Consider the following 19,252-nt stretch of genomic DNA (forward strand, 5'->3'; position numbering starts at 1 on the left):
GGCAAACTTCGTTTGCGTCCCGCTTTCTGCGTGTACGACGTGGTGGGGCTCGATCAGCTCACGCCGACGAGGCCTCGGCGGGAGGCCAGGACGTGATCGCGGGTGACGATAGCGTCGCCTAGGTCGCGGGCATCCTTTTCACACAGATCGCGCAGGCGCTTGGCGGCGCTGATGCGGATCAGGATGGGATACGTCTCCACGATCTCATCAAACGCGCTCTTCGCCTCATCGTCCCACGGTAGTTCCTTGTGCATGCGCGCGGGGGTGGCGTCGATCTTGTCCATGTCCGTGCCCAACGGCAGGATGTGAAACAGCGCATCGAACAGCTGGTTGCACACTTCCTGAATCAAGTACGTCGCGCCGGAGTACCCCATGAACGGCGTGCCCAGATGGCGTCGGATGATCGCTCCGGGGAACGATGCCGGGATGTACATCGATCGTGCGCCGGTTTCCGCCAGATACATGCGCTCGTTGTAGCTGCCGAACATCATGAGCGGCGGCGTGGTGCGGATCGCTTCGCGTACGGCCTGATTGTCGGGCTTCACACCCGGACGACGTGAGAACGCGAACGTGCAGGGCAGCCCCATCTCCGTCTCCAGGAAATGGCGCACACCGCGGGCATACGTTTCATTGGCCACGATCGCGAAGCTGGCGGTGCCGAAAAAGTCCTGCGTGACGCTGCGCCAGAGATCCCACAACGGCTTGATCGTCGTGTGCTTCTCCTTCTCGATGAACGGCTCGGGGTCGAGCCCCAGCATCTCGCCCAGTGTTCGCAAGAATTTCGTCGTGCTATGCAACCCGATCGGCGCCTGCAAATACGGACGCTCCAGCGCTTCGCACAGCATGCGGCCGAACTCGCGATACATGCACACGTTCACGTCGGCATCGACCAAGCGCGGCACTTCTTCCAGGTGGCTGCCCATCGGGAACACCATGTTCACTTCGGCGCCGATGCCTTCCACCAACCGACGGATCTCGGCGAGATCGCTGGCTGAGTTGAAGTAGCCGTAAATCGTGCCCACGATGTTCACGCGGGGCTTGTCGCCTTCCTTCTTCTCGCGACGCTTCGGCGCGATCCCTTTCTTCAGGCCATACTCGGTCCACAGCCAGTACAACGCCCGTTCGGCGGCCTGCCACTGATCTTCATCAATGGTGCGCGGCAGAAAGCGCTGGATATTCGTGCCTTCCGGCGTGACGCCACCGCCGATCATCTCGGCGATCGACCCCGTCACGACCACGGCCGGGAGTTCGGGGTCGAGCGTCTTGTGCGCGCGGCGCATGGCGCCTTCGGTGCCGTTCCGTCCGAGTTCGTCTTCGCCGAGTCCGGTCACGACGATCGGGAGCTCGTGCGGCGGCAGGGCATCGGTGTAGTGCAGCACCGAGGTGACCGGCAGATTCTCGCACCCCACCGGTCCGTCGATGACGACCTGCAGGCCTTTGATCGCGGTGAACACGTACACCGCGCCCCAATAGCCACCAGCGCGATCATGATCGAGCACCAGCATCAGACCATCTCCTGCGCCTTGCGCGCCTTGGCCAGCTTGGCCAGATGGCGCTTGTAGTGATCACGGAACTCGGGATGATCTTGCGGCACATTTTCCCACACCCCGCTCGCGAAGCCGGTGCCGACGCCCTCGAAGAACGCCGTCATGGTATCGAAGCGCGCCTTGTTGCCCAGCGCGGCATTCACGACGGTGGCCAACGAGCCCGCACCGGCGGGACCCATCAACGGACGGGCCGAGATCAGGTTCGTGAAGTACAGCGACGGGATCGACATCTCCTTTGCCTTCTGCACGACCGGCGTGGTGCCGATGGCGAGATCGGGCTTGAACTCGTGCAGCGCCGCGAGGTCCTGTTCCAGCGACGCACGATACTGCACGTGAATGCCACGCGCGGCGAGCCATTCGCGATCGACTTCGCTGTATGGGGTGCGCGGGCAGGCGGTGCCCACATAGCGCACATCGGCGCCGCTTTCCACCAACAGTCGCGCCACGAGCAGCTCCGAGCCTTCGTAGCCCGACATCGTGATGCGTCCCGTGATCGGCATCTTCGCCAGCGCGCCCTTGATCATCGGCAAGAACTTGTTCTTGGCGGCATCAATGTGATCACGCGACACGCCCGCCATCTGACCGATGGCTTCGAGCCAGCTTTCAGTGCCGTCGTAGCCGACCGGAGCCGAGCCCACGATGGGGCGTCCGGCCGCCGTGAATTCACGATACGACGCGGTATAGAACGGGTGAATCGCCGCCACACCCACGCAGTCGAGTGCCGCGTACAGCTCGCGCCACTCGCGCGTGGGGACCACGGGGCCAGCGGCCAATCCCATCGGCTCGAGCATCATCGCGATGCCGATTGGGTCGACCGGGAACATCTCACCGACCAACGTGACCGTGGGCTTCTCGCTCACACCACCGCGCGGCGCAGCGACTGGACCGAGTTCGGCCTCCGTGCGTGCATAGCGCAGCATCGCACCGGCGAGCACGTCCTTGGCTTCGGCATGCGTGGGCACGCCAAAGCCCGGCACGTCGATGCCGATAATGCGGACGCCGTTGATTTCCTTGGGCAGCAACTGCAGCGGCACACCGGATGCCGTCGGCACACACAGATTGGTGATCACGATGGCGTCATACAGCGCCGGATCGGCCATCTTGAACACTGCATCGCGGATGTCTTCGAACAGCTGTCCCGTGACGAGACTCTCGGAGTTGAACGGCACGTAGCCCACCGTGCGTCGCGCCCCGTAGAAGTGCGACGTAAAGGTGAGTCCGTACACGCAACACGCGGAGCCCGACAGGATCGTCGCCGTGCGGCGCATGCGCAGTCCCACGCGCAGTGATCCGAACGCGGGGCACATGCTCTGCGGCTGATCGTGCGGTCCCTTCGGATAGTCGGCGGCGTAGCGGTCGAGCGTTTCGCTCTTTCCCGCCGCTTTCGCGGCCGCCAACATTTCGTCGGCACCGGCGTGACATCCGAGTCCGTCGGCCGCCGTTGCGGCGGTGTTGATCGCGTTGCCGTCGATCACGGGCAACGCGCGTGATGAAGGCTGATCGGCGTCGTTGGCCGTGGGCGTGCTGCCCGCGCCGTCGTAGACGACCTCGCGTAGCCCTTCACCGTTGTTGATGTTGCTGCTCATGTCGGTCTCGTGATCAAACGGTGTCGTACACGACTTCGAGCGACGGCTTGGTGACGTCTTCGCGACCAACGAGGTCGAACATTGTGGCTGGCTCGAGCACCACGTTGCCGCCGACCTGGCTTGCGGCAAAGAGGCCAAGCAGTTCGTCCTGCGTGAGCGGCTTCGGGCGGACGGGCGGTGCGTCGGCCACGGCCTGCGCGAGTTCACCGAACAAGGGGCCCCACTCACCACCGGGGAAGCCGATGATCTCGTAGTTCGCGCTCTTCTTGCGGATGTCGTCGTTGGCCGGAACCTTCGCCAGAATCGGGATGCCCGCTTTGGCCGCGAATGCTTCGGCTTCGCCGGTACCGTCGTCCTTGTTGATCAGGATACCGGCCACGCCCACATTGCCGCCGAGCTTGCGGAAGTATTCCACCGCCGAGCAGACGTTGTTGGCGACGTACAGCGACTGCAGATCGTTCGACCCGACCACGATCACCTTCTGACACATGTCGCGGGCGATCGGCAAGCCGAATCCGCCGCACACCACGTCGCCCAAGAAGTCGAGCAGCACGAAGTCGAAGCCCCATTCATGGAAGCCCAGCTTCTCGAGAATTTCGAATCCGTGGATGATACCGCGTCCGCCGCAGCCGCGGCCCACTTCGGGGCCGCCGAGCTCCATGGCGAACACGCCGTCGCGCTTGAAGCAGACGTCGCTGATGGAGACTTGCTGGCCGGCGAGCTTGAGGCGGGACGATACTTCGATGATCGTGGGGCAGGCGCGGCCACCGAAGAGCAACGAGGTCGTGTCGCTCTTGGGGTCACAGCCGATGAGCAGCACCTTCTTGCCCTGCTGCGCCATCATGTACGAGAGATTGGCCAGCGAGAAACTCTTGCCGATGCCGCCCTTGCCGTAGATCGCGATGATCTGCGTCTCCTTCGTGACCGGGCCGGTGTGCACCGCATCGGGGGCAGTAGCGGCTTCATCGCGCACACTCGAGTGCAGCTGATGCAGGGCGCCGTTGGCGGAGCTGGTACCGTCTTCACTCATGCAGCCGTTCTCCAGTCGAGGATCATCTTGACGCAGTGGGAATCGCCGAACGCGGTCGAGTAGGCGTCGGCGGCACGGGATACCGCTTCGCGATGCGTGATCAACCCGTCGAGCGCGAGCGCTCCCGAGTTCGCCAGCGCCGCAATGGTCTGCAGGTCGGACTCCTTCCACTGCGCCGCGATGCGAAAGCGTGCCTGTCGCATGAACGCCGGCGGAAAGGTGAAGCTCACGGGCTCACTGTAGAAGCCCGCCAGGCAGATCTCACCACCGGGGGCCAGGCGCGCCACCAGCGAGTCGATCAGGCCGTTGGCGCCGCTCACTTCACAGATCGTGCGATAGTCGCGGCGGGTGTCGGTATGCGGGTGGATGACGTCATAGCCACGCGCGCCATCCATGCGCACCGGGTTGATCTCCCACACCGTCGGCCGCTTGCCGCCGTACAGCACCACCAAGCGCGCGATGAGCCGACCCAATGCCCCATGGCCGACAATCAGCTCCGGCAACAGCTCCGGCACGTCGCGGGGCGACACGCCGGGAGCCGCTGCACAAAGGGCGTTGTGGGCCGTGGCGGCCAACGCAAACAAGGCGCCCCGTTCACCGAGCCGAGGGTCGAGCACCACCGTCTTGGTGCCGGGGACCACCACCAACGAGGCCTGTCCGCCAAAAAGCCCGAGCGCGTCGGTGAATCCGCGAGATCCCGCGATATAGACCAAGTCGCCGACCGATCGGCCCGATTCCGAGCCGGCGTCGAGAATCTCGCCGACGCCCTCATAGCCGGGCACGAGCGGATACCCGAGCCCCGGAAAGGGGGGCATAGTGCCGGTCCAGAGCATGCGCTCCGTGCCGGTGGAGATGCCAGACCAGCGCATCTGTACCAGCACGTCGGCGTCGGTGGCGGGCACGAGGGTCAGCTCGCGCACGGAGAGCTGTTGAGGCTGTTCGAAAACGACGGCGGTGGTCTTCACAAGTGTAACGTGTTGTTGACACCTGATACTGTCAACATTGGAAGAGTGACTTTATCGGGATTCGCGCGAAGGGCCCGGCGACCGCTTGGTCGCGTGCGGCGTCAGACTTCGGCCACGATCAGTCCCGTCTGGATCGGAAAGCGGGTGGAGACCTCGCGGCTGCGCCGGAAACCCGCCGCCTGCAGCATCTGATGCAGCTCGGACGCCCGTCGCGCGCGGCCTTTCCCCATCGCCATCAGATAGAAGGAGAAGTAGGCGTCGCCCACCGTCTCCGCGCCGCGGACACCGGCCATCGCTTCGGCGATCAGCAGCACGCCGCCACTGGGCAGCGCGGCCCGCACCCGCTTGAGCAGGCGCAGTACCGACTCGTCGTCGTGGTCGAGCAACACGCGCACGAGCGAAATCACGTCGGCGCCGGTGGGCAGGGCATCGGCGTGAAAGTTGCCGCCATGACAGTCCACTCGACCGGCGAAGCCGGCCTGACCGAGTCGCGTTTTCGCCCGTGCCGCGACCGCGGGGAGATCGAACAGCCGCAGCTGCAGGGTGGGGTGCTTCTGGCCCACCAGCGACAGGAACACGCCTTCGCCTCCGCCTACGTCGAGCAGGCACTGATGCTTCGAGAGGTCGTAGGCGTCGAGCACGTCGTGGGCAACGGGCGGGAGCGTATCGGCCATGATCTCCGAGTACGCCGCTACGCGGGCGTCGTCGATCTGCTGCGGTCGCGGGGCATCGGCATATGACCAGTAGCGCGAGAGCTCCGTGCGGAAATCGGCGCCCTGCCGCAGCAGCGCCACCGGGTCGCTGAGATCCTGATACGCCATCCGGTGGTGCCGAATGAGCGCCAACACGCCCGTGTTTCCGACGAGCGGGGCGCCGAGCGCACCGAGCGCGTAACGTCCGTGTCGCCGCTTCATGAGCAGGCGGAGGGACACCGCCGCATTCAAGAGCCGCTCCGTACTGGCCCGCGCCAGGTTCGTGTGCTCGGCAATCTCGTCCACCGTGCGCGCGCCTCCCGCCAGATAGGCAAACAGGTCGAGCTCCACGCAGGCCAGCAGGGTCTGGGTGTAGACGAAGCCGGACACAATGTCGAACAGCGCTCGGGACCGGCGCATAGTGACCGCTCGGGTGAGCGGGAATCGCGCGCTCCAGCGCTGGAACTTGTCGGTCGCGACGAGGGCGTTCCATCGATCGCGCACACGCTCATGCCACGCGATCGGCGGCGCGACCGCCGCGGGGCTCAGTCCGCTCGTGGACTGGGCGGTGCTTGGCGTTTTGGCGCGCTCGGTCGCCATGGCCGGTGCCTGCGGGGCCGTCAGGGCCTGTTCGGGAGGGTTCACGGGCCGACGTTAAGCAGCGGAAACGAGAGTGTCAAGAAAAGTGTACACATAGGGTGTAAAGCTCTTGCGACGCCGAGTCCCCGATCCTATCGTCGGGGACGGTGGATTGGCCCGGACGTGGCCGCACCACGAACCTTTTTGAGTCCGCATGCGACCGGTATTTCCGTTCAGCGCGATCGTTGGCCAGGACGAGATGAAGCTGGCGTTGTTGCTGGTGGCCGTCGACCCGACCATCGGTGGCGTCATGGTCTTTGGCGATCGCGGCACCGGCAAGTCGACGGCGGTCCGCGCCCTCGCCGGGCTGTTGCCCCCCATGAAGGTGGTGGCCGGCTGCCGCTACGGCTGTGACCCCCAGTCCAATGGGGCCCGATGCGACGAGTGTCAGGCCCGGGCGGTCGCTGGGGGCCACGTGAAGTCGGTGTTGGCACCGGTGCCGGTGGTGGATCTTCCGCTCGGGGCGACCGAGGATCGGGTCGTCGGTGCCCTCGACCTCGAGAAGGCCCTGACCACGGGTGAGAAGGCATTCGAGCCCGGCCTGTTGGCCCGCGCCCATCGCGGCTTTTTGTATGTCGACGAAGTGAACCTGCTGGAAGATCACTTGGTCGACCTCTTGCTCGACGCCGCCGCGACCGGCGAGAACGTCGTGGAGCGCGAGGGCGTGAGCATACGCCATCCGTCGCGCTTTGTGCTGGTGGGCAGCGGCAATCCAGAGGAGGGGGAGCTGCGACCGCAGCTGCTCGACCGTTTCGGACTCGCGGTCGATGTACGCACGCCGACGGTGATTGCCACGCGCATTGAGGTGATCAAGCGCCGCGATGCGTTCGATCGCGATCCCGTGGCGTTCATGACGCACTGGCACAAGGCCGACGCGAAAGTGCGTCGTCATCTCGAAAAGGCGCGCACGCGACTCGACGCGCTGGTCGTCTCCGACGCCGTGCTCGAGCGGGCGGCGACGCTCTGTTCGCAGCTGGGCACCGACGGTCTGCGCGGCGAGCTGACGCTGCTGCGCACGTCGCGCGCGATGGCAGCGTACGAGGGTGACGACGAAGTGACGCTCGCCCACCTGCGTCGGATCGCACCGATGGCGCTCCGTCATCGCCTGCGCCGGAACGTGCTCGACGACGCCGGGTCGACCACCCGTGTGGAGCGTGCCATCGCGGAACTGTGGGGCGATGTCGTCGCCAACCGTTGACCTGCCGCGCGGTGGTCCCGCGCTGACGGCGTTGTTGCTGGCGGTTGATGCGCGCGGACTCGGTGGCGCGATGCTCGATCATCCGCTGCACGAGCAGGCGCGCGCGTTTTCGTTGCTCGTGCAGCGCGCGCTCCCCGATGGCGCGCCGCTGCGTCGCGTGCCGTCGAGTGTGACGCCCGATCGCTTGTATGGGGGCGTGGATCTCGCCGCCACGCTCTCAACCGGCCGGCTCGTGTCGGAACGCGGCGTGCTGGCGGCGGCCGACGGCGGGGTGGTCGTGGTCCCGATGGCCGAACGCCTGTCGATCGCGGCGCGCACGGCGTTGTGCGAAGTGCTCGATCACGCCGAGGTGCAGGTCGCGCGCGACGGCATCGGTGAACAGCACGCGGCACGCGTCTGCGCCATCATCATGGACGAGTCGATCGACGACGAGTCGGTACACGACGCACTGCGTGAACGACTGGCCTTCATGGTGCGCATGAGCGGCTCGGCCGCCGAAGCGCTGCTTGATGACACCGACGAGCGCGCGGTGGCGTCGTGGGAACGTCAGGCGCGTGACGCGCGCCATCGGCTCATGTCGGTGAGTGTGGACGAATCGTGGATCGTGGCGATCTGTGAAACCGCCGACGCGTTCGGGATCGACTCGGTGCGGGCGCCACTCCTGGCACTGCGCTGTGCCCGCGCGCATGCGGCGTTGCACGGACGGCTCATGATTACCGAGGCCGATGCGGAAGTCGCGGCGGCGCTCGTGCTGGCGCCGCGCGCGACGCGACTGCCGCCGCCGCCCGAGGAGCCGGCCAACGACAACGCGCAGCCGGGTGAGCCGCCACCGTCGCCGCCGGCTTCGCCACCGGAGCCGCCTTCGGCGACCGATGGCGACGCGGCCGACGCGCCCGAGCCTCCGACGCCGCCCGACACGGAGTCGCCCGACACCGACGCCGACGAGTCGGAGCAGAACGACGATGCGCCGTCGCCGCCGTCAAGCAGCACCGACGTACTGCGGGAAGCGGTGACGTCAGCGCTCCCGCCGGGCATGCTCGCGCAACTCCTGGAGAAGGTGAACGGTGGCTCGATGCAAGGGCGCGTTGGCGCGGAGAAGCAGAACATGCTACGCGGCCGTCCACGCGGGTCGCGCAGTGGACTGCCCCGCGGTGGATCGCGCTTGCATTTGCTGGAGACGCTGCGCGCGGCCGCACCGTGGCAGCGCGCACGACTCCAGCAGACCGCATCGGATGCGCTCGTGTCGATGGCGCCGGCGACGAAGGCGCGACCGACAACGGTGCGACCGCGCGTGAACATCCGTCGCGAAGACTTCCGCATTCGTCGCTTTATCGAAAAGACCGGTACGACCGTGCTGTTCGTCGTCGACGCCTCGGGTTCGTCGGCAGTGAATCGGCTTGCCGAGGCAAAAGGTGCTGTCGAGATGCTGCTGGCCGAGAGCTACGCGCGTCGTGATCGGGTGAGCTTGATCGCCTTCAGAGGGCAGGGCACCGAGTTGCTGCTGCCCCCCACACGTGCCCTTGCTCGCGCCAAGAAAGTGTTAGCGGCGTTGCCCGGCGGTGGCGGCACGCCGCTGGCGCACGCCATCGAAGCCGCGCTCGAGCAAGCTCTGGCCGCCAAGCGCGGCGGAAGCGCGCCGCTGGTGGTGATGCTGACCGATGGTCGCGCGAACATTGCGCGAGATGGCACGCCGGGGCGTCCCGGTGCCGAACGTGATGCGTTGGCGGCCAGCGCGCGCTTCGCCCAACAGAACATTCCCGCGCTGTTCGTGGATACTTCATCGCGCGGTGAGCCGGTCGCGCGTCGCGTCGCCGACGCGATGCGGGCGCGGTATGTGCTGCTCCCAGCGGCGAATGCGAAGGCGCTCGGAGGCCTCGTGCGTACCGCGATGCAAATGGCCGAGGGATCCGACCGTGCATGAAACGCCGGTGGCACCGCGAACCCTGTGGCCTTGGCAGTCGCTGGTCCGCGTGCGACATCCGTCGATGTTGTACGACACCGACATCGCGACCCGTGAAACGTCGGTCCGCGTGGCGCTGCGCTCGCTTGTGGTCGTCGTGTTCTTTTGGTGGGCCGCGACCGGGCTGATTTTCGCGCTCGAACGGTCGACGGGCACGCGAGTGCTCGGTCTGGTGCTGGCGAGTGCGATGGCGGTGTGGGGGGCGTGGCTGCTGTATCTCGAACGTGATCGTGGAACGCCCTCGGGCGCACGGCGCAGCTTCCTTGGCGCGGCATTCCTGTGGACGTGGGTCCAGGTGGCTTTCTACGGGGGATGGTTGGTGGGACCGTCGTCATTGATGGTACCGATTCCCGCAGAGTCGCCGAGTTGGTCGTTGGCGGTGCGTTCCGTGCTGTCCATGTTTTGGTATCAGCTTGCCATGCTGGCCGTGCTCGCCATTACGGGATATCTCACGGCGCGCCGTGCGAATCGCGCGGGCTGGTGGGCGCTCGTGCTCTTCTGGGCAACGCACCAAGCAGCCAGTATCAATATTTTCTTCGGTGTCGAGAATCCCGGCCGCGGATTTTTCCCGGAGCCGCTCACCTATCTCGAGTCATACTTCGGCCCGCAGCGCAACAGTTGGCTGCTCCCGATCACGGTGGCGGTGCTGCTCGCCTTTACTCTGCGTACGATCATCCATGCGCTGCGCGACCCCTCGCCGCTGCGACGTCAGGGCATGATGCTACTGTCGGTCCTGGGCGTGCTTGGCGTGCTCGAACTCGCGGTGCTCGGCACACCGGTGTCGTTGCCGCTCTGGGAAGCGTTCCTCGCCGTGCGCGGGTACTGAGCGCACGGGCTACTCGTGGCGCAATGATTCGATGGGGTCCAGCCTTGCCGCACGGCGGGCTGGCACCAGACCGAAGATGATGCCGATGCCGACCGACACCACGACGGCAATCACCGTGAGCGACACGGGCACGGGCGCCGAGATGTCGAGCGCAAACGAGGCCACGCGACCGAGCGCGAGACCCACGATGATGCCGATCAGCCCGCCGATGCCCGTGAGCGTGCAGGCCTCGATGAGAAACTGGAGCAGAATGTCGTTGCGCGTGGCGCCCAGCGCTTTGCGCACGCCGATCTCCCGTGTGCGGCTGGTGACCGACACCGTCATGATCGCCATCACCCCGATGCCGCCCACCAGCAAGGCGACGCCCGACAGCACGATCATCACCAGAAAGAAAACACTCGTAATACCATTGAACGTATCAAGGATCTGGTCCTGCGTGACGAGGTCGAAGCTGTTCGTGCTGCCCGGTCGAAGGCCGCGCATCTCGCGAATCGCCATCACCGCCGCGCCCTGCGCATCCGCCACGCTTACACCGGCCCGTGGCTTGACCGGGATCCAGAGCGCGTTCGTCTTGTCGATCGGGTAGCTGCGCTCCATGAACTTGTACGGCACGACCGCGCCAACGGCCTGCCCGGGAGGCGCGAAGATATTGCCCGGCTCCTGCCAGAGACCGATCACCACGAGCGGACGTCCGCCCACTTGGACTTGCCGGCCCAGCATGCGCTCGCGGCCGAACAGACTTCGCGCCGTTTCGTCCTGCAGGACCACGACCGGCGCTCCCGAATTGAGCTCGTTGCGCGTGAACCATCGGCCTTCCACGAGTTCGCCGCCTTGAATGCGCGTAAACCCGTCATCGGCTCCGAAGATGGCCATCGACTGCGACCGCACGCCTTCCGATTCGATGCGCGCCAGCGTTTGTGCCCACAGTGATGCGTACGCGATCTCCGGCAGGCGGCGCAGCGCCTCTGCCTCGGTCTCCGAGAGATCAGGGCGAATGCGCACTTCCTTCGGCAGGTTATCCGGGTTGAGCGGCGTCTGCGAGAACTTCTTCATCACGTAGAACGTGGTGGGCCCCGCGACCTCGATCGTGGTGACGATCTGTGAGCGGATCCCTTCCACGATGGCGGCCATCGCCATGACGGTCGCCACGCCGATCACGACACCTAGAATGGTCAGCGACGAGCGCAGCTTGTTCACGCGGATCGCATCGAACGCCATGAGCACGTTCTCGCCGAACGCGCCGACTCTGAGGCCCATCGCTCAGGTCTCCGCGCGCATGGCGGTGATCGGATCGAGCTTGGCCGCGCGCGATGCGGGATACACGCCGAACAGCACCCCGACGCCCGCGCCCAGTGACAGCGCGAGTCCAACACTCCACAACGACACGCGGGCAGGCAGGGGAGAAAACGCCGCGATGGCGGCCGCCAGCCCCCATCCCGCGGCGACGCCCAGCAGGCCACCACAGATCGCCAGCGCGACCGCCTCGGCGAGGAACTGACGGCGCACGTCGGCGGCGGTCGCACCCACCGCTTTCCGCAGCCCGATCTCGTGCGTGCGTTCGGTGACGCCCATGAGCATGATGTTCATGATCACGATGCCGCCCACCAGAATCCCGATCGCGACCACGGCCGGGACGACGGCGAAGAGCACTTTGGTGAGCTGCTTCCAGAAATCGACCAGCGCGTCGGCGGTACCGACATCGAAGTTGTCACGATCGGATGGCCGCAACCGGCGCGCGAGTCGCATCGCCTCCTGCGCCCGCGCCATCGCCGGGCCGACTTCGGAGGCCTCGTGCATCTTGATCGAGATCGTCGTGTTCTGACGACGGCCGTAGATCGCTTCGAACGCCGAGATCGGCATCAGGGCAAAGCCGTCGAACGATTGGCCCAACACGCGGCCTTTGCGGGCCACCACGCCGACGATCGTATAACGCTGCCCCATCACGCGCACATCTTTGTCGATGGCGGAAGCGCCCTGAAAGAGTTTCTGTGCGACATCGGCACCGACCACGATCACGTTGCGCCGCTCACGCACATCGATGTCGCTGAGTGGCTGTCCTTCGGTGAAGCGATAGTCCTGGACCACCTGATAGCCGGCGGTGACGCCGAAGATCTGCACACTGCCGAGCGTGCGGTCTCGCCAGACGACATCGGCCTGCGGGGTGGGCCACCCGGACTGCAGCGAGATCGCGAGCGCGTCGGGGAGGGCGTCGCGAACGGCGTCCGCGTCGCGTTCGTCCACGCGCGGCCGTCGCTGCAACAGACGGAACTGGTCGTCGGTGAAGAGCCCCAGACTGATGGGCAGCCGACGGACTTGAAAGGTGTTCATGCCGATCATCGCATCGGCGATGTTCTCCTTCACATACGCGTTCATCCCCTGAATGATCGCCACCACCGCCACCAGAAAACCGACCGACACCACGATGCCCAACAGGGTGAACGCCGTTCTCAGGGGGTTCACGCGTAGCTGTAGGAGCGACAAGCGGATGACGTCGGAGAAGCGCATGGTGAGCGGCTACTCGTGCCGGAGCGCCTCCACGGGGTCCAGGCGCGACGCGCGCATGGCCGGGAGCATGCCGAAGGCGACACCGGTGACGGCGCTGGCGATCAATGCCGTGGCCACGATGCTGCCGGGAAGCGTGGCGGGAATCGACGTGTTCGAGCGAATGACCCACGCCAGCAGCGCGCCAAGCCCGAGGCCGACGAAGGCCCCGATGCTGGTCATGGTGGCGGCTTCGACGAGGAACTGCCAACGAATCGTGCCCGACGTAGCACCAAGCGCCTTGCGCACACCAATCTCACGGGTGCGCTCGGTGACCGAGATCATCATGATCGCGACGACGCCGACACCGCCGACCAACAACGCCACGGCCGACAGCGCCAACCCAACGGCGAAGATCGCGCCGAAGAGCTGATTGAACGTATCCATCAGGCGATCCTGCTCGACCAGGTAGAACGTCGCGCGATCGCCCGGTCGCAACCCGCGGCGCGCGCGCATGGATGCCAGTACCTCGTCCATCACTTCGCCCTGTGTCACGATCTTCGACGGACGCACCAACAGGCTGAGATTGTTACGCCATACATCGAGACTGCGCACCGCCGCTTGAATGGGAATGATTGCCCGCGGGGTGTCAGGACCCTTTCCCTCGAGCGACTTCAGGAAGCCAGCCTTCGGCGCGTAGATGCCAATCACGGTGAACTGTCGACCGTTGATCATGATCTGCTTGCCGATCGCTTCCGACTCGCCGAACAGCTGCGCCTTGAGGGTGTCGTTGACGAGCACCACCGGCTGACCGGCGTCGTACTCCATGCGCGTAAAGTTGCGTCCCGGAAAGATGTCGGAGGCATCCACCGACGGCCATTCCACGCTGTACGCGTCATAGCCCACGTTGTCCACGCGGCTATTCCGGTAGGCGAAGTTGCCTTGGCCGCCGAGCACCCCGATGACATTCTCGACGCCCGGAATGCGCTTGATCATCTCCCATTCGGCAAACGAAATCGGCGGGTTGCTCCGGTCCGGGCACTTCTCGTCGGTACCGTCGCACCCGCTGATGCCCGAACTCCGTCGTTGCACGATGAACGTGGTCGCGCCGATCTGTTCGAGGTCCTGCTGAAACGACGCACGAATGCCATTGACGACGGCGCCCATCGCAACCACCACGAAAACCCCGATGGCGACGCCGGCGATGGTCAGGGCAGCGCGCACCTTGTTCGAGCGGATGGACTCGAGCGCCATCCCGACGCCTTCGAAGACCAGTAAGAATCGATTCATGCGACTACTCCTGGCGTAGCGCCGTGATGGGATCCAGACGCGACGCCCGACTCGCGGGGTACAGCCCGGCCGCAATGCCAACACCCGCTCCCGTCACCAAGGCCGCGGCAATTGACCACGGGGCGACGGCAGCGGGCAGCGGCGTCAGCGCGGCGATAATCTCCGCCAGACCGATGCCCAATCCGATGCCGATCGCGGCACCGAGCGTACTCAGGGTGGCCGCCTCGACGAGGAACTGCGACATGATATCGGCCCGCTTGGCGCCGAGCGCCTTTCGCACGCCAATCTCACGCGTGCGCTCGGCGACGGCGACCAGCATGATGTTCATGATTACCATGGCGCCGACGACCAAGCTGATCGCCGGTAGCGCGGTACCGAAGAGCACCAACCGGCCTTTGAGTTGCTTGATGAAGCCAAACGCGGCGTCTTGTGTGATGAGTCCGAAATCGTCCGGCTCGCCCGCGCGGAGGCCGCGGAGTGAGCGGAGCGCACCGCGCGCCGCTTCCATGCCGTCGGGGAGATCGGCCTGCGCTGGGGCCTGCACGATGAGCGACGAGATGTCACGCGCCGGACGAATGATGCGCCCCATCGGCGAGGTGTACGGCGCGATGGCATTGCGGTCGAGTGAGAATCCAAACACCGAGCCCTGCTTCTCGATGACGCCGATCACGGTAAATGGCACGCCGGCCACGCGCAGCTGGCGCCCTTCCGGATTGAGTCCCGGAAAAAAGTGCTCCGCGACCTCCGTGCCGATCACGATCACACGCGCGCCGGCGCGAACTTCCTGATCGGTAAAGGCCCGGCCAACGGTCACCGGAAAGTTCTTGATGTCGAAATAGTTCGCGTCGGTCGCCACGGCCTGCACTTGTCGCGGGCGCGCACCTGGCGCGGATGCGTACTTGAACGTCTCGCTCGCGATGCTGGACTTCATCGTGGCCGGGATCGCGGCCCGAACTGCATCGACATCCGGCATGCGGATCAACGGTCGCCGCTGGGCGGAACGCGCATCGAAGCCGCGATTCCCGCCGGGCCCCACATTGCTGAACCGTCGCAACGTGAAGGTGTTGCTGCCGATCAGGCGCGCGGCGAAATCCTCTTCGACGTATTTCCCCATTCCTTCGACGATGGATACGACGGCGATGAGGAACATGACGCCAATGGTCACCCCAAGCAGGGTAAAGGCGCTCTTGAGTTTTTGAACTCGGATCTGGGTCAGTGCCAGACCGATGGCGTCTCGTGTTTTCACCCAAGAATAATAGCCACCCCCTACTATTCGTGCCGAAGCGCTTCCACCGGATCGAGGCGAGAGGCGCGCAGTGCGGGCAGCATGCCGAAGATGACGCCGGTGGCGATACTGGCCGCAATCGCCGTGATGATCGCAGAAGCTGGAATGGACGTGGGAACCGGCGTGTTGGTCCGCACGATCCACGCGAGGATGCTGCCGATAATGAGCCCCACCGACGCGCCGATCGAGGTGAGCGTGGCCGCCTCGACCAGGAATTGCCACAGGATCGTGGCGCGGGTGGCTCCCAAAGCCTTCCGGACCCCGATTTCACGGGTTCGTTCGGTCACGGAGATCATCATGATCGCGATCACCCCCACCCCGCCGACCAGCAGCCCTACGGCCGACAGCGCCAGCCCCACCATGAAGATGGCGCCGAACAGCTGGTCAAACGTCTCCATCATCCGGTCTTGGGCGACCAACGCAAAGTTGTTGATCTGCCCCGGCTTAAGTCCGCGACGCGAACGCAGCAACTCCGTCACGTTGTCCATCACCTGCGCCTGCGCCACCTCGCCGCGTGGCTTTACCATCATCATGAGTCCCCGACGCCAGACGTCGAGGTGCCGGTAGGCCGTCATCATGGGCAGGATCGCGCGCGGCTTGTCGGGTCCGCGGCCATCCATGGTTTTCAGGAAGCCGGCTTTCGTGTGGAATACGCCGATCACCGTGAACTGCTTCCCCTCGATGGCAATCTGCTTGCCGATCGGGTCGGAGTCGCCGAACAACCGATTCTTCAGCGTGTCATTCACCAGCACCACCTGAGCGCCGGCGTCATGCTCTGATGCGGAGAAGCTCCGACCCGGCGAAATGTCGGCCACGTCGGTCTTGATCCAGTCCGTGCTCTGCGCGTCGTAGCCGACGTTGGTCACGTGGCGATCGCGGTAATCGAAGTTGCTCTGACCCGACAACCAGGCGGTGGCAGTCTCCACATCGGGGAGGGCGGCGATGGCGCGCCATTCCACGAGCGAAATGGCCGGATTTCGCCGCTCCGGACAGCTGTCGTCGGAGCCGTCACAGGTGTTGATGCCAACGCCGCGCCGTCGTACCTGGAACGACGTCGCCCCGAACTCGTCGAGGTCCGACTGGAAGCTCTGCTTGATACCATGCACCGTGGCGCCCATGGCGACCACCACGAAAACACCGATCGCGACGCCGGCAATCGTGAGACCGGCGCGCACCTTGTTCGCCCGGATGGCATCGAGCGCCATGCCGATCCCTTCCAACGCGAGGAGAATACGATCCATGAGGCGCATCGCTATTCCTGCCGCAGCGCGGTGATGGGATCGAGTCGGGCCGCCCGACTCGCTGGATAGATACCGGCGCCGATGCCGACGCCCGCGCCGACTACAAGCGCTGCCACGATCGACCACGGTGCGACGGCCGCGGGCAGCGGCGTCAGCGCGGCGATGGTCGCCGCCAAGCCAATCCCGAGCCCGATACCGACCGCGGCGCCCACGACGCTCAGCGTGGCCGACTCGACCAGAAACTGCGACATGATGTCACGGCGCCGCGCACCGAGTGCTTTGCGTACACCGATCTCACGCGTCCGCTCGGCAACCGCCACCAGCATGATGTTCATGATCACCATCGCGCCCACCACGAGGCCGATCGCCGGAAGCGCGGTGCCGAAGATGACCATCTTCGACTTGATGCCATCGAAGAAGGCCATCGCCTCGTCCTGCGTTTCCAGTGCGAAATTATCAGGCTTTCCCGGTGGCATTCTTCGCGAGGCCCGCAAGGCTTCACGCGCCGCGTCCATACCATCGGACACCAGATCCTTGGTCGGGGCCTGCACGATCATCGCTTCGATGTCTCCTCGCGGCCGGATCGCGCGGTGGAGGGGACTCGTGTACGGGGCGATCGCGAGTCGGTCGAGCGAGAACCCGAACACCGACCCCTGCTTCTCGATCACTCCGATCACCTCGTAGGGCACGCCGTTCATGCGCAGCTCGCGGCCGATCGGATCGAGACCTTTGAAGAAGTGCTCGGCCACGTCCACGCCGATCACAAGCACGCGCGCACCGATGTTCACTTCCTGCGGACCGAAGGCACGGCCAAGGGTGACGTTGAACTTCTTGATCGTGAAGTACGCGGCTTCGGTCGCGACGGCTTGCACCTGCCGCGGACGGGCGAAGGGCGAGTTCGCGTTCATGAACGTTTCGTTCGTGATCGCCGATGATGATCCCGGTGGAAGCACGGAGCGTACCAAGTCGGCATCGTACGCGAACAACCGGGGACGGCGCTGGATCTCGCGCCAGTCGAGGTTGTCATCGGTGTTGAAGTCGTTCCACCGACGCAGCGTGAACGTGTTCACACCGAACAGCTTGCCGGCGAAATCGTTCTCGACATATCGACTCATGCCTTCCACGATCGAGACCACGGCGATGAGGAACATCACGCCGATCGTGACGCCGATGAGCGTAAAGAAGCTCTTGAGCTTCTGTACGCGAATCGTGGCGAGGGCCAAGCGGACAGCTTCCATGAAGGGCATGTGGTCTCCGATTACTCGTAGCGGAGCGCTTCGACGGGATCGAGACGCGCCGCGCGACTGGCGGGCAGCATGCCGAAGAGGATACCGGTCACCGCGCTGGCGCCGAGCGCCACGACCACGGCCATCGGTGGGATACTCGCCTGAATGGGCGTGAAGCTGCGGATACCGAGCGCGCCAAGCCAACCCACGAACAGACCGATGGCGCCGCCGATACCGGTGAGCGTGGCCGCCTCCACCAGGAACTGCCAGAGAATCGTGGCCTTGGTCGCGCCGAGCGCTTTGCGCACCCCGATCTCCCGGGTCCGCTCGGTGACGGAGATCATCATGATCGCCACGACGCCAACGCCGCCGACAATCAGGCCGACCGCCGACAACGCGATCATGACCAGAAAGAACATGCCGAAGATGCTGTTGTATGTATCGAGCAGCTTGTCCTGCGTGATGATGGCGAACGACGACTCGCCGCCCGGCCGCGTGCCGCGCATCCCGCGCAATGTGGCCGTCACGTCATCGAGCGCGATATCGCGCTCAACGCCCTCGCGCGGCTTGATCGCCAGCGAGATCCCGCTGGACCGCGCGCCCACATAGCGAATGAGCGACTGCACGGGAATCACCGCCTTCGGGCGTTCACCACCTGATAGGAAGCTGCTGTTGTCCTTGTACACACCGATCACCTCGAACGGCACCCCGTTCAATGTCACGGACTTGCCGATGGGGTCGGAACCATCGAACAGTCGCGTGGCCATGAGCGTCGTGATCACCGCGACGCGCGCGCCCGTGCGTGCTTCGGCGCTCGTGAAGGCCCGACCCGGATACACCTCGGGAGCGCCGATCGTGGTCCATTCAGCGCTGTAGCCTTCGATGCTCGCCGACGGCAACTCGCGCTCGCGATACTTGACCTTCGTGCCCCAGTCCAGTCGCTCGCCCACCGCTTCCACGCTCGGCAGGCGCCTCAGACTTTCGATCTCGTTCGGACGGATCGGGGGATTGCGCAGCCACGTGCAGGTGCCGTCGGACCCATCGCAATTTTCGAAGCTGATCGGATACCGGGATACGAAAAACGTGGTCGGCCCGGTACTCGCAAAGTCCTTCGCGACCGACTGATTAATGCCGTGAATCGCGGCCGAGATGGCGACGACCACGAACACACCGACGGCGATGCCGAGAATCGTGAGACCGGCGCGGACCTTGTTCGCGCGGACGGCATCGAGTGCGATGCGCACGCCCTCGGCGACGGCAGACAGGCGCGTGGTAAAGGCAGACAT

The 19,252-nt window shown here is 65.3% G+C and carries 15 protein-coding genes; 3 read left to right on the plus strand and 12 right to left on the minus strand.

Translation table 11 applies throughout. The features are described 5' to 3' along the window. Positions 1–53: 53 nt before the first annotated feature. The 5 genes from bchZ to RMP10_RS00455 form a co-directional block, all read right to left on the minus strand. Complete coding sequence (gene bchZ / locus RMP10_RS00435; protein WP_310568556.1) at positions 54–1,505, minus strand: chlorophyllide a reductase subunit Z; 1,452 nt, start codon at positions 1,503–1,505, stop codon at positions 54–56. Next, positions 1,505–3,133, minus strand: a complete 1,629-nt coding sequence (bchY, locus tag RMP10_RS00440; RefSeq protein WP_310568557.1) for a chlorophyllide a reductase subunit Y — start codon at positions 3,131–3,133, stop codon at positions 1,505–1,507. The genes bchZ and bchY overlap by 1 nt, the downstream gene beginning before the upstream one ends. A gap of 13 nt (positions 3,134–3,146) precedes the next feature. After that, positions 3,147–4,163 carry a chlorophyllide a reductase iron protein subunit X gene (locus tag RMP10_RS00445; protein WP_309673205.1) on the minus strand — a complete coding sequence of 339 codons (1,017 nt, stop codon included), beginning with the start codon at positions 4,161–4,163 and terminating at the stop codon, positions 3,147–3,149. Beyond that, positions 4,160–5,128 (minus strand): chlorophyll synthesis pathway protein BchC, encoded by a 969-nt coding sequence (gene bchC, locus RMP10_RS00450; RefSeq protein WP_310568558.1) that lies wholly within the window; start codon positions 5,126–5,128, stop codon positions 4,160–4,162. Before bchC ends, RMP10_RS00445 begins: the two co-directional genes overlap by 4 nt. A 101-nt stretch (positions 5,129–5,229) precedes the next feature. Further along, positions 5,230–6,465, minus strand: coding sequence for a methyltransferase (locus tag RMP10_RS00455; protein ID WP_310568559.1), 1,236 nt, complete (start codon positions 6,463–6,465; stop codon positions 5,230–5,232). Positions 6,466–6,613: 148 nt separating this feature from the next. Between RMP10_RS00455 and bchI the strand changes: the two genes are divergently transcribed. From bchI to RMP10_RS00470, 3 genes are read left to right on the plus strand one after another with little or no spacing between them, the layout of a single operon-like run. After that, positions 6,614–7,657: a magnesium chelatase ATPase subunit I gene (gene bchI / locus RMP10_RS00460; protein WP_309673208.1), complete on the plus strand. Its 1,044-nt coding sequence runs from the start codon at positions 6,614–6,616 to the stop codon at positions 7,655–7,657. After that, positions 7,638–9,578 (plus strand): magnesium chelatase subunit D, encoded by a 1,941-nt coding sequence (locus RMP10_RS00465; protein WP_310568560.1) that lies wholly within the window; start codon positions 7,638–7,640, stop codon positions 9,576–9,578. Before bchI ends, RMP10_RS00465 begins: the two co-directional genes overlap by 20 nt. Beyond that, complete coding sequence (locus tag RMP10_RS00470; RefSeq protein ID WP_310568561.1) at positions 9,571–10,443, plus strand: DUF3623 family protein; 873 nt, start codon at positions 9,571–9,573, stop codon at positions 10,441–10,443. Before RMP10_RS00465 ends, RMP10_RS00470 begins: the two co-directional genes overlap by 8 nt. Before the next feature lie 9 nt (positions 10,444–10,452). On the opposite strand, the gene RMP10_RS00475 is transcribed toward RMP10_RS00470, so the two are convergent. Genes RMP10_RS00475 through RMP10_RS00505 form a run of 7 tightly spaced genes read right to left on the minus strand, consistent with a single transcriptional unit; the run spans position 10,453 to position 19,252 of the window. Continuing rightward, positions 10,453–11,700, minus strand: a complete 1,248-nt coding sequence (locus tag RMP10_RS00475; RefSeq protein WP_310568562.1) for an ABC transporter permease — start codon at positions 11,698–11,700, stop codon at positions 10,453–10,455. A 3-nt stretch (positions 11,701–11,703) separates the two neighbouring features. Then, positions 11,704–12,948, minus strand: coding sequence for an ABC transporter permease (locus RMP10_RS00480; RefSeq protein ID WP_310568563.1), 1,245 nt, complete (start codon positions 12,946–12,948; stop codon positions 11,704–11,706). 9 nt (positions 12,949–12,957) lie between these two features. Beyond that, on the minus strand, positions 12,958–14,214 hold the full coding sequence (locus RMP10_RS00485) for an ABC transporter permease (RefSeq protein ID WP_310568564.1): 1,257 nt from the start codon (positions 14,212–14,214) through the stop codon (positions 12,958–12,960). A 4-nt stretch (positions 14,215–14,218) separates the two neighbouring features. After that, entirely contained in the window at positions 14,219–15,460 is a 1,242-nt protein-coding gene (locus RMP10_RS00490; protein ID WP_310568565.1) for an ABC transporter permease, read from the minus strand. 23 nt (positions 15,461–15,483) lie between these two features. Continuing rightward, positions 15,484–16,740, minus strand: a complete 1,257-nt coding sequence (locus tag RMP10_RS00495) for an ABC transporter permease (protein WP_309673217.1) — start codon at positions 16,738–16,740, stop codon at positions 15,484–15,486. A gap of 11 nt (positions 16,741–16,751) precedes the next feature. Beyond that, positions 16,752–17,987 carry an ABC transporter permease gene (locus RMP10_RS00500; RefSeq protein ID WP_310568566.1) on the minus strand — a complete coding sequence of 412 codons (1,236 nt, stop codon included), beginning with the start codon at positions 17,985–17,987 and terminating at the stop codon, positions 16,752–16,754. Between the two features lie 11 nt (positions 17,988–17,998). Next, complete coding sequence (locus RMP10_RS00505; protein WP_309673219.1) at positions 17,999–19,252, minus strand: ABC transporter permease; 1,254 nt, start codon at positions 19,250–19,252, stop codon at positions 17,999–18,001.

The sequence above is a fragment of the Gemmatimonas sp. genome (genome assembly GCF_031426495.1).
GTDB lineage: Bacteria > Gemmatimonadota > Gemmatimonadetes > Gemmatimonadales > Gemmatimonadaceae > Gemmatimonas.

Coding starts and splice junctions, on each gene's coding strand:
- RMP10_RS00480 (WP_310568563.1), bottom strand. CDS start 12,948: ATGCGCTTCTCCGACGTCATCCGCTTGTCGCTCCTACAGCTACGCGTG.
- RMP10_RS00500 (WP_310568566.1), bottom strand. CDS start 17,987: ATGCCCTTCATGGAAGCTGTCCGCTTGGCCCTCGCCACGATTCGCGTA.
- RMP10_RS00475 (WP_310568562.1), bottom strand. CDS start 11,700: ATGGGCCTCAGAGTCGGCGCGTTCGGCGAGAACGTGCTCATGGCGTTC.
- bchZ (WP_310568556.1), bottom strand. CDS start 1,505: ATGCTGGTGCTCGATCATGATCGCGCTGGTGGCTATTGGGGCGCGGTG.
- bchI (WP_309673208.1), top strand. CDS start 6,614: ATGCGACCGGTATTTCCGTTCAGCGCGATCGTTGGCCAGGACGAGATG.
- RMP10_RS00505 (WP_309673219.1), bottom strand. CDS start 19,252: ATGTCTGCCTTTACCACGCGCCTGTCTGCCGTCGCCGAGGGCGTGCGC.
- RMP10_RS00495 (WP_309673217.1), bottom strand. CDS start 16,740: ATGGATCGTATTCTCCTCGCGTTGGAAGGGATCGGCATGGCGCTCGAT.
- RMP10_RS00485 (WP_310568564.1), bottom strand. CDS start 14,214: ATGAATCGATTCTTACTGGTCTTCGAAGGCGTCGGGATGGCGCTCGAG.
- bchY (WP_310568557.1), bottom strand. CDS start 3,133: ATGAGCAGCAACATCAACAACGGTGAAGGGCTACGCGAGGTCGTCTAC.
- RMP10_RS00465 (WP_310568560.1), top strand. CDS start 7,638: ATGTCGTCGCCAACCGTTGACCTGCCGCGCGGTGGTCCCGCGCTGACG.
- RMP10_RS00445 (WP_309673205.1), bottom strand. CDS start 4,163: ATGAGTGAAGACGGTACCAGCTCCGCCAACGGCGCCCTGCATCAGCTG.